The sequence below is a fragment of the Orenia sp. genome (assembly GCF_055140805.1).
Map to the genome: position 1 here is coordinate 1 of NZ_JBSQYM010000120.1, position 9,348 is coordinate 9,348.

At 33.1% G+C, this 9,348-nt stretch carries 8 protein-coding genes; all 8 read left to right on the top strand.

The window, feature by feature from the left end; genetic code table 11:
• Positions 1–351 precede the first annotated feature (351 nt).
• The 8 genes from ACTCDL_RS11555 (at position 352) to ACTCDL_RS11590 (ending at position 9,250) form a co-directional block, all read left to right on the top strand.
• A complete protein-coding gene (locus tag ACTCDL_RS11555; RefSeq protein WP_463176667.1) occupies positions 352–588 on the top strand; it encodes a transporter substrate-binding domain-containing protein in 237 nt (78 codons plus the stop codon).
• Positions 589–738: 150 nt separating this feature from the next.
• On the top strand, positions 739–1,398 hold the full coding sequence (gene ehuC, locus ACTCDL_RS11560) for an ectoine/hydroxyectoine ABC transporter permease subunit EhuC (RefSeq protein ID WP_463176669.1): 660 nt from the start codon (positions 739–741) through the stop codon (positions 1,396–1,398).
• Positions 1,391–2,113: an amino acid ABC transporter ATP-binding protein gene (locus ACTCDL_RS11565; RefSeq protein WP_463176671.1), complete on the top strand. Its 723-nt coding sequence runs from the start codon at positions 1,391–1,393 to the stop codon at positions 2,111–2,113. The genes ehuC and ACTCDL_RS11565 overlap by 8 nt, the downstream gene beginning before the upstream one ends.
• 188 nt (positions 2,114–2,301) lie before the next feature.
• Positions 2,302–2,505 carry a cold-shock protein CspD gene (cspD, locus tag ACTCDL_RS11570; protein WP_463176673.1) on the top strand — a complete coding sequence of 68 codons (204 nt, stop codon included), beginning with the start codon at positions 2,302–2,304 and terminating at the stop codon, positions 2,503–2,505.
• Between the two features lie 189 nt (positions 2,506–2,694).
• Positions 2,695–3,231, top strand: coding sequence for a ribosome hibernation-promoting factor, HPF/YfiA family (hpf, locus tag ACTCDL_RS11575; protein WP_463176675.1), 537 nt, complete (start codon positions 2,695–2,697; stop codon positions 3,229–3,231).
• Positions 3,232–3,537: 306 nt separating this feature from the next.
• The gene (secA, locus tag ACTCDL_RS11580) at positions 3,538–6,096 is read left to right on the top strand and encodes a preprotein translocase subunit SecA (protein ID WP_463176677.1); all 2,559 of its coding nucleotides are present in this window, start codon (positions 3,538–3,540) and stop codon (positions 6,094–6,096) included.
• Positions 6,097–6,208: 112 nt separating this feature from the next.
• Positions 6,209–7,304, top strand: a protein-coding gene (prfB, locus tag ACTCDL_RS11585; protein WP_463176679.1) for a peptide chain release factor 2 whose coding sequence is annotated in 2 segments (ribosomal slippage) — positions 6,209–6,280 and positions 6,282–7,304 — 1,095 coding nt in all. Because the reading frame shifts where the segments join, the coding sequence is not laid out codon by codon here.
• A 239-nt stretch (positions 7,305–7,543) separates the two neighbouring features.
• Positions 7,544–9,250: an HD-GYP domain-containing protein gene (locus ACTCDL_RS11590; RefSeq protein ID WP_463176680.1), complete on the top strand. Its 1,707-nt coding sequence runs from the start codon at positions 7,544–7,546 to the stop codon at positions 9,248–9,250.
• The last annotated feature ends 98 nt before the right edge of the window (positions 9,251–9,348 follow it).

Below are 9,348 nucleotides of genomic sequence, written 5' to 3' on the forward strand. Positions count from 1 at the left end.
GAACCAGTGTTTATAACTGATTCCTGACTACTAATTCCAGATTCCAAAAAGTGTTACACTATCTTTCTATTGTTTCATTCTAGAGTTGTTTATTTATATAGACATCCAAGTCTAAAGTGTAATTTAATAGATATATATATAGCGATACTTTCATGTTGGTAATCAGGAATCTGGAACCAGTGTTTATAACTTATTCCTGACTACTGATTCCAGATTCCTAAAAGTGTCACACTATCTTTCTGTTGTTTCATTCTAAAGTTGGATGACTATAATAATAATTTTAATAAAGCATTGCATAAATAAACTAGTTGATGTATAATTATAACGAAAATAACAAAGAGGAACAAATAAGTGAAGAGAATAAATATGCTATTATTACTGACTTTATTAAGTTTGTCTTTGATTTTAGGAGTTGTTGCTTGTGGTAATAATAAGAAGGTTAATACCTTTAATCAGATGCAAAAAAGAGCTAAATTGCTAATTGGAACAGAAGCTTCTTATAGACCTTTTGAATATCATGATGAGAATGATGAGATAATAGAATTTGATATTGATATTGCTAAAGCTATTGCTACAGAGATGGCTTAATTCCCAGTTTGAAGACAGGAAAATTTGATATGGTAATTGCTGCGATGAAAATTACTAAGAGTACTATGGCATTGCTTTTAGAAAAGATAAAATCTATGCCAAATGGTTTAATTAATTAGGGAAAATAAAAGAGAAAGGATGTGTGATTGATTGTTAGCTGATAAGATAGAGATTTTAAAAGAGTCACTTCCCTTTTTGCTAAAAGGGGCTTTTATGACTATAGAATTAACTACATTTGCTGTAGTAATCGGTATTATTTTAGGTACAATATTAGGACTAGCAAGGGTGTCCCAGAATAAAGCCTTTAATGGTATTGCTAAGGCTTATATTGAGTTTTTTAGAGGGACTCCATTATTGGTGCAACTCTTTTTATTATATTTTGGATTACCAAATCTAGGAATAGATATTAATGCTTATTTAGCTGCTATTTTAGGATTGGGATTGAATAGTGGTGCTTATGTAGGGGAGGTAGTACGTTCTGGAATTAACTCTATTGATAAAGGGCAGATGGAAGCAGCTCGCTCAGTAGGAATGAGCTCTTCCCAAGCTATGCAATATGTAATCTTGCCTCAGGCTATCAAAAGAGTGATTCCACCTTTAGGTAATGAATTTATTGCTCTTTTAAAGGATTCCTCTTTAGTATCGGTAATTGCTGTTAAGGATTTAACTAGACAAGGGCGATTAATTATTAGTAGAACCTATGAATCTTTCTTAATTTTTGCAGCGGTTGCGGTATTGTATTTTGTAATGACCTTTATTATGACAAGATTAGTTAATTATGCTGAAAGGAGGTTAAGCATCAGTGATTAAGATAGAAGATTTGCACAAAAGCTTTGGAGAATTAGAAGTTTTAAAGGGGATTGATGAAGAAGTAAAGCAAGGAGAAGTTGTTGTTGTGATTGGACCAAGTGGCTCTGGAAAGAGTACCTTCTTAAGATGCTTAAACCTCTTAGAGGAGATTACAGCAGGAAAAGTCTATATTGAAGGGCAACAGATTAATTCACCTCAGGCAGATATTGATTCAATTCGTCAAGAGACAGGGATGGTATTTCAACATTTTAATCTCTTTCCTCATAAAACAGTTTTAGATAATATAACCTTAGCTCCTATTAAGGTCAAAGGGATTAGTAGAAAAGAAGCAGAAAAGATAGCCTATGAACTATTAGAGAAGGTTGGTCTAAAAGATAAAGCTACTACTTATCCAAGTCAATTATCTGGGGGACAGAAGCAGAGAATTGCTATTGCTAGGGCTTTAGCAATGCAACCAAAGGTAATGTTATTTGATGAACCTACCTCTGCTTTAGACCCAGAGATGGTAGGAGAGGTATTAGGAGTTATGAAGGATTTAGCCAATGAAGGAATGACTATGGTAGTTGTAACCCATGAGATGGGCTTTGCTCGGGAGGTAGGAGATAGAGTATTATTTATGGACCACGGTATAGTAGTGGAAGAAGGGGATCCTGAACAGATATTTACTAATCCTCAAGAAGAGAGAACTAAAGAATTTTTAGCTAAGGTATTATAAATGATATAGTATGGGTCTAAGGTCGAGTTTAAGTAAAACTATAAGGAAGTTTGATATTTAAACTTAAACTTAATCTTAAATCTTTACTCTATATTGTTGACAATTTTTGTGTATTATGTTATAGTTTTAGCTGGAAAGTGATAAAATCACTAGAATTTTTTTAGCAATTTTTTAGGAGGAATGCAAGAATGAGATTAGAAGGAAACGTAAAATGGTTTGACAATGAAAAAGGTTATGGATTTATCGAAAGAGAAGGTGGAGATGACGTATTTGTACACTTCTCTGCAATTCAAGGAGACGGGTTCAAAAGCTTAGAAGAAGGTCAAGCTGTTGAATTTGAAATTGTTGAGGGAGAAAGAGGACCTCAAGCTGATAATGTAGTTAAGCTTTAATTTATACATAGTTAATTAGAGCATTATGTGTGACCCCAGATTAATCTGGGGTCTTTAGTATTTTTTGAAGGGTTAAATTTTTTTCTTAAAAATTAAAAATAAATAGAATAAAAAGAAGGAATACCTCAATAAAAGATAGAATTATATAAATAGATTAACCAGATTATCTTGGAAGGAGTTGGTCTAGTAATGAAATTTATTGTTAGAGGTAAAAACATAGAGATAACAGATTCTTTGAGAGATTATGCTGAAGATAAGATTGGTAAAGTTAGAAAGTATTTTGAGTATGATGATGTTATAGAAGCTCAAGTATCTTTAGAGGTTGAGAGAGGGCGACATATTGTAGAGGTAACCCTGTTTGTAGATGGGCTTATTTTAAGAGCTGAAGATAAGACAGATGATATGTATACTTCTATAGATGGAGTAGTTTCAAAGTTAGAGGGTCAAATCCGCAAATATAAAACTAAGATTAATCGTAAGATAAAAGGAATTAATAAGGAAGATATCTTAAATATAGAAGATGATACTGATGATGAAGAGAATGAAAGTAAGGTTGTTAAAACCAAAAAATTTGCTATCAAACCTATGTATATAGAGGAAGCAGTTATGCAAATGGATTTATTGCACCATGATTTCTTTGTATTCTCAAATGCTAAGACAGAAGAGGTTAATGTGGTTTATAAAAGAAATGATGGAAACTATGGTTTAATTGAACCGACATTTTAAGGTATATAATCAAGAAGGGCTAGCTATTAATAGCTAGCCTTTTTTCTTTATCTCTTCAATAGTAACCATGAAATAAGATAGTCAACCTGAATTAGTTGACAGTATATTGTTAATGGTGTATAGTTAAAATGAGAATAAGTATATTTAGAGTTGATAATCATAGATTCGGGACTCTAAAGTTGGGTTACTATATCTTAATTTTTTATCTAAAATTTCATTTTGAATTTATGCATTTATAAGATAAAATATGATTATAATAAACTTTTAAGATTTGTGTAAATTATTTAGAGAGGTGAATTCATATATATGTTTAAACTTTTAAAGAAGCTATTTACTGACCCAAATGAGAAGAAACTAAGAAAATTAGAGCCTATAGTAGAAGAGATTAATAATCTAGAGGCAGAGGTTAGCTCTTTAACAGATTTAGAATTGAAGGAAAAGACTGATGAGTTTAAAGCTAGATTAGTACAAGGGGAAAGCTTAGATGATCTTCTGCCTGAAGCCTTTGCAGTAGTAAGAGAAGCATCTAAAAGAACTACTGGTATGCGCCATTATGATGTACAGCTAATTGGTGGTATTGTCTTACACCAAGGTAAGATTGCTGAAATGAAGACTGGAGAAGGTAAGACTTTGGTAGCTACCTTACCGGTTTACCTTAATGCACTGACAGGCAAAGGTGTCCATGCCATTACTGTAAATGATTATCTTGCTGAGCGTGATAGCGAATGGATGGGACAGATTTATGAGTTTTTAGGTTTGGAAGTTGGACTAGTTTTAGAGGATATGGATTATGATGAACGAAAGCAGGCATATCAAGCTGATATCACCTATGGAACAAATAATCAATTTGGTTTTGATTATTTGAGGGATAATATGGCTATTAATGATGAACATTTAGTTCAAAGAGAGCTACACTATTGTATTGTCGATGAGGTTGATAGTATCTTAATTGATGAAGCTCGTACTCCATTGATTATCTCTGGACCTACACAGCAATCTCCAGCCTTATATTATAAATTTGCTGAGATAGCTAAGAAGTTAACTATTGAAGAGCATTATACAGTAGATGAGAAGGCTAGCTCAATTACCTTGACTGATAAGGGAAATGATAAGGTAGAAGGTGTTTTAGGTATAGATAACTTATATGATAATCAGTATATGGATTATTTACACCATATCAATCAAGCTCTAAGAGCTAAAGAGTTAATGAAGAGGGATAAAGACTATATCGTTAAAGATGGAGAAGTACATATTGTTGATGAATTTACTGGACGTTTGATGTCTGGACGCCGTTATAGTGAAGGTCTTCATCAAGCGATTGAAGCTAAAGAAGGAGTAGATATTCAAAAGGAGAGTCAAACCCTTGCTAGTATTACTTTCCAGAATTACTTTAGAATGTATGATAAATTAGCAGGTATGACAGGTACTGCCGCTACGGAAGAGACTGAATTTGAAGAGATTTATGATTTGGAAGTAGTGGTTATTCCAACAAATGAACCAGTAGCTCGAGAGGATTTGCCTGATGTAATCTATAAGACTGAAGATGCTAAATTCAATGCTGTAGTAGCAGATATTAAAGAGAGATATAAGAAAGATCAGCCTGTATTGGTTGGTACTGTCTCAATTGAGAAATCTGAAGAACTCAGCAGAAGATTAAAGCAAGCCCATGTTCCCCATGAAGTATTAAATGCCAAATACCATGAACGAGAGGCTGAGATTGTAAAAAGAGCAGGTCAACGGGGTGCTATTACTATTGCTACCAATATGGCTGGTCGTGGTACTGATATTGTTTTAGGTGATGGAGTTGATAATTTAGGAGGACTTCATGTAGTTGGTACAGAACGTCATGAGAGTAGGCGGATTGATAATCAGTTAAGAGGTCGTTCAGGAAGACAGGGAGATCCAGGTTCTTCTCGCTTCTATGTATCATTAGAAGATGACTTGATGAGATTATTTGGTTCTGACAAAATTGCAGGGGTGATGAATACTTTAGGACTAGAGGATGACCAACCTATCGAGCATAATTTGATTACTAAATCTATTGCCAATGCTCAAAATAGGGTAGAGTCTCGTAACTTTGAAATCAGAAAAAGTATCTTAGAGTATGATGATGTATTAAATAAACAGAGACAGGTTATCTATAATCAGCGACGTAAGGTCTTAGAAGGAAAGGATTTAGAAGAAATAATCTTTGGAATGGCGGAGCAATGGTTAGATGAGATTTTAGATATTTATATAAATGATAAAGTACACCCTGATGAATGGGATTTAGAGGGGCTAATCAATTATTTAGCTAATCAATTAAAAGGTTTAGATTTATCTGCAGATAAATTGCTAAGGTTAAGCAGAGAAGAGATTAAAGATAAGTTATTAGATAAGTTTACTACTGCTTATCAAGCAAGAAGAGCAGAGCTAGGTAATGATGGCATGAAAGAACTAGAAAAAGTAGTTATGCTTAAGATTATCGATCAAAAATGGATGGATCATCTTCATGCAATTGATGACTTACGCCAAGGAATTGGTCTTAGAGCTTATGGACAGCGAGATCCTTTAGTTGAATATAAATTTGAAAGCTTTGAGATGTTTAAACAGATGAGTTCTTGGATTAGAGAAGATATTATTAAATATTTATTTGCTATCGAAGTGGTAAGAAGTGATAGTGTAGAGGATGATAGAAGCTTTGATTATGGTCATGGGCCTTTAATGACAGCTTATGATACTGTACGTCCATCAGTTCAAGGTCAAGGTCAACAAGAAGATGAGGTTAAGTTAAAACCGATTGTTAAAAGTGAGGAGCCAGGTAGAAATGATCCTTGTCCTTGTGGAAGTGGTAAGAAGTATAAGAAGTGTTGTATAAATAAATAAAGCAGTGACAAGTGACGAGTGAAGAGTATTGAGTAAGAAGTTTTTACTAATTATTGTTCTTACTGCTCACACTCACACTGACACTCAAACTATATACAAAGGGAGTGGTTTGATGTTGGAGAATGAATTAAACTCTAGATTAGAAGTTATTACAGAAAAATTAGCAGATTTGAGGGAGTCTCTTTGACTATAATGCTTTAGTTACTAAAAAAAATGAATTGGAGACTGAAATGGCTGATCCTAATTTTTGGAATGATAGTGATAATGCCCAAAAAGTTGCCCAGAGGTTGAGTGGTGTTAAAGGAAAAGTAAGTGATTTTGATCAACTCAACAATGAGAGTGAAGAACTGATATTATTATTGGAGTTGGCAGTAGAAGAAAATGATAAAGGTGTAATTGAAGAAGTTCAAAAGAGAACTCTAAAATTAGAGAAAGATTTAGAAAAATTAGAGTTAAAAACCCTATTATCTGGTGAATACGATGAGAGTAATGCTTTACTATCTATTAACCCTGGGGCTGGAGGAACTGAATCTCAAGATTGGGCTGAGATGCTATTAAGAATGTATACTCGCTGGGCAGAACAGCATGGTTATAAAGTACAGACTTTAGAGTTTATGGCTGGTGATGAAGCTGGGATTAAGAGTGTAACTTTACAAATAACAGGTCCTTATGCCTATGGATATTTAAAGTCTGAAAAAGGGGTTCACCGTCTAGTCAGAATATCTCCCTTTGATGCTTCAGGAAGAAGGCATACTTCTTTTGCCTCAGTAGATATTATGCCTGAGATTGACGATGAAATTGAGATTGAAATTGATCCCGGTGATTTAAAAATTGATACATATCGTGCTAGTGGTGCAGGGGGACAGCATGTTAATACGACTGATTCTGCTGTAAGAATTACTCATATTCCTACAGGAATTGTAGCTCAATGTCAGAATGAGCGTTCTCAACATAAGAATAAAGAGAGTGCTATGAAGATTTTGAAAGCCAAGTTATTTGAATATATGCAAGAGAAAGAAGCTGAAAAGCTAGATGAGATTCGTGGTGAGCATAAGGAGATTGCCTGGGGTAGTCAGATTCGTTCTTATGTCTTCCATCCTTATCAGATGGTCAAAGATCACCGAACTAGTGTAGAAACAGGTAGGACTAGTGATGTGATGGATGGAGACTTAGATGAATTTATTGAAGGATATTTAAAGCAGGTATAATATTCTAATGTTTTGTATTAAAAAAGAAGAGTTATTAGAAGGAAAAACAGTCTACATTAGTAGGCTGTTTTTAATTTAATATACATATACATTTATTGGGGTTGTTGACAATTTAATAGGAGGTTGTTATTATTAATAATTAATAAGCAGTATTAATATAGGGTTTATAGATGATATATGGTATAATAGTATATAACATAATAAAATAAAAGTATTTTCACTACAAAATGAGGTGACCTATGAGCAGAAATATAAAAGAGATTGTAGTTGTTCTTTTATGTATAATATTAAGCTACTCTTTTTTTTCTGGAGAAGCTGTATTTGGCGAAGAACTGCTAATTTCGAATAATATAAGTGGAGTAATAGGTGACATATATCGGTTTTATTTAGAGAATGAAGTATTATTAAATATTATAATGAATTTGTTGTTTATAATTAATTTAGTATTGTTTTTCTTTTTGTTCAAACTTTATGGGGTTTATAAAGATACTTTAGAAGATAAAGAAGATTTGGTTAAAAAATTAAGAGGACAGAATGTTCTGCTAGAAGATATAAATATACATGTTTGGACCTTTAAGAATGAAGATACTTATGGTTTAGTAAATAAAGCCCATGCAGAATTTATAAATAAGAGTAAAGATGAGATAGAAGATCAGAATGTCTATAATATCTATACTAAAGAAGAAGCAGAAAGATCTATTAAGTATAATAGGAGAGTATTTAGAGAAAAGATAGAGATTTATACAGAAGAGATATATAAAGATAAAGATGGTCAAGATAGAATTTTAGCTGTAACTAGAACTCCAAGATTGAATAATTTAGGGCAAATAGATTATCTTATCTGTTCGGCTTCTGATATTACTGCTCATAAGATGACAGAAGAGAAGATTAGGAGTATGACCTATTATGATTCTTTAACTGGGTTATATAATAGAAGGTATTATGAATATATCTTGCCTAAGTTAGATAGAGAAGAAAATTTACCTCTAAGTATAATGGTCGCTGATTTAAATGGCTTAAAACTGGCCAATGATGTCTTTGGTCATGAAGCAGGGGACAGGCTTTTAAAAACATCAGCTAGGATCTTAAAGGATTCTATTAGAGGTCAAGATGTGGTTATTCGTTGGGGAGGAGATGAGTTTTGTGCTCTTCTTCCCAATACTGATGTAAAAGAGGCTCAAATAATTATTGACAGAATTAAGAGTAATTGTTTGGAATATGATTTAGCACCTTTCTCTCCAAATATTGCTTTGGGGGCTGCTACTAAATATACTCTTCAAGATAAAGTTGAAGATGTGTTTAATGAGGCAGAGAATAGAATGTATAAGCAGAAATCAGAAGAAAAGAACAATATTAACAATCCTATCTTAGCTTCTTTGATAGAGAGATTTCTAAATAATGGATATGAGGAAGAGGAACATTTAGTTAGAGTTAGAGAACTCTCCCTTAAATTTGCAAATAAGCTAGGCTTGTCCGATAATTTAATCAATAAATTATTTTTATTAGCAGAATTTCATGACATAGGTAGATTAACAGTTTCATCGGGAGTCTTGCATAAGAGAGGAGAGTTAAATAAAGGAGATTTAGAAGAGCTAGACAAGCATATTGAGGCTGGTTATAATATAGCTAAAAACTTTAAGATTTTAAATCCAATCTCTGAACTTATTCTTTATCACCATGAGAATTGGGATGGTAGTGGATATCCTATAGGATTAAAGGGAAAGGAGATACCATTATTATCTAGGATTTTGAGGATTATTGATGCTTATGATGTAATGGTTAATGGTAGACCTTATAGAAAAGCGGTTTCTAAAGAAAGAGCAATTAAAACATTAGAAGAAGGTGCAGGGGTTAAGTATGACCCTGAACTTGTGAATGAATTTATAGAATTGATAGAAGGTGGTCAAGAGGATAGAGGAAATAAATGGGAAGAGCTAGATGAGTAGAATCTAAGGGGCTGTCTCAGAATAGTTTTTAAAAACTATTCTGAGACAGCTAAAAAACCTCCATATGGAGGTTTTTTGCCTGTCTCTTATACACATCT